This is a genomic window from Variovorax sp. 01T439_2 (assembly GCF_056398445.1).
The window spans coordinates 1-1,775 of record NZ_JBFTPJ010001095.1; the positions used below are offsets into that span (position 1 = coordinate 1).

General features: G+C 66.1%; 1 protein-coding gene. It reads right to left on the minus strand.

Translation table 11 applies throughout. The features are described from left to right. Positions 1-16: 16 nt before the first annotated feature. The gene (locus AC1DOC_RS32305; RefSeq protein WP_478081620.1) at positions 17-1,696 is read right to left on the minus strand and encodes a long-chain-fatty-acid--CoA ligase; all 1,680 of its coding nucleotides are present in this window, start codon (positions 1,694-1,696) and stop codon (positions 17-19) included. Positions 1,697-1,775 lie beyond the last annotated feature (79 nt).

Here is a 1,775-nt window from a genome sequence, read left to right on the forward strand (position 1 = left end):
AACCCGGGCCGAACCCTTACTTCTTCAGGTCGCGCAGTTCGCGCCGCAGGATCTTTCCGACTGGCGTCTTCGGGAGTTCGCCACGGAACTCCACGATCCGCGGCTGCTTGTAACCCGTAAGGTTTGCTCTGCAGTATTCGCGCACCTGCGCTTCGGTCAGCGACTCGTCCTTCTTGACGATCACCAGCTTGACAGCCTCGCCGGTCTTCTCGTCGGCCACGCCGACCGCGGCGCATTCGAGCACGCCCGGAATCTGCGCCACCACGTCCTCGATCTCGTTCGGGTACACGTTGAAGCCCGAGACCAGGATCATGTCCTTCTTGCGGTCGACCACCTTGAAGTAGCCGCGCTCGTCGACCACGCCGATGTCGCCGCTCTTGAAGTAGCCGTCGGGCGTCATGACCTTGGCGGTCTCATCGGGGCGCTGCCAGTAGCCGGCCATCACCTGCGGGCCCTTGATCGCGATCTCGCCGGGCTGGCCCGGCGGCACCTCGCGGCCTTCGTCGTCGAGCAGCTTGAGCCAGGTGCTCGGCAGCGGCAGGCCGATGGTGCCGGTGTAGGCCTTGCTGTTGGTGGGGTTGCAGGTGGCCGAGGGCGAGGTTTCGGACAGGCCGTAGCCCTCGCAGATCGGGCAGCCGGTCTTCTCGAGCCAGAGCTTCGCGACCGCCGCCTGCACCGCCATGCCGCCGCCCACCGACACCTTGAGGTTCTTCCAGTTGACGGTGTTGAAGTCCGGGTGGTTGGCCAGCCCGTTGAACAGCGTGTTGACCGCGGGAAAGCTGTGGATCGTGTGCTTGGACAGTTCCTTGAGCACGCCCGCGAGGTCGCGCGGATTCGGAATGAGGATCAGCTTGCCGCCCGTGCGCATGTTCAGCATCATGCCCACGGTGAAGGCGAAGATGTGATAGAGCGGCAGCGCGCACACGCTCGTGGGCTGCTCGCCCGCCGGCACCTGGGCCATCACGGGTTCGTTCCAGGCTTCGGACTGCAGCACGTTCGCAATGACGTTGCGGTGCAGCAGCACCGCGCCCTTGGAGACGCCGGTGGTGCCGCCGGTGTACTGCAGGACGGCCACGTCGTCGGGGCCGAGGGCCGGCGCCTTCAGCGTGCGGCCCGCGCCCTGGTCGAGCGCATCGTTGAAGCGCACCGCGCCCGGCAGGCTGTAGTGCGGCACCAGCTTCTTCACGTTGCGCACCACGTAGTTGACGAGCGCCCCCTTGAGGAAGCCGAGCCGGTCGCCCATGGCCGCCAGCACGATGTGCTTGATGGGCGTGGCCGCGATGCACTGCTGCAGCGTGGTGCCGAAGTTCTCCATGATGACGATGGCCTTGGCGCCCGAGTCCTTGAGCTGGTGCTCGAGTTCGCGCGGCGTGTACAGCGGATTCACGTTCACCAGGATCAGGCCGGCGCGCAGGATGGCCGCGACCGCGATCGGGTACTGCGGGCAGTTGGGCATCATGACCGCGACGCGGTCGCCCTTGGCGAGGCCGAGCCCCTGCAGGTAGGCGCCAAAGGCCTTGCTGAGCTTGTCGGTCTCCGCATAGCTCACGTCCTTGCCCATGAAGCTGTAGGCCGTGCGGTCGGCGTACCTGGCAAAGCTCTCCTCCATGAGACCGACCAGCGAGGAATACTGCGAGGCGTCGATGTCGGCGGGCACGCCTTGCGGATAGCTGCTGAGCCAGGGGCGGTCGGTCATGGGTGTGTCTCCTCGGAATCGCGTGTTTTTGAAACGACAGCGGCGCACAAGTGGCGCCGCGGTGATGATCTGCCCGCAC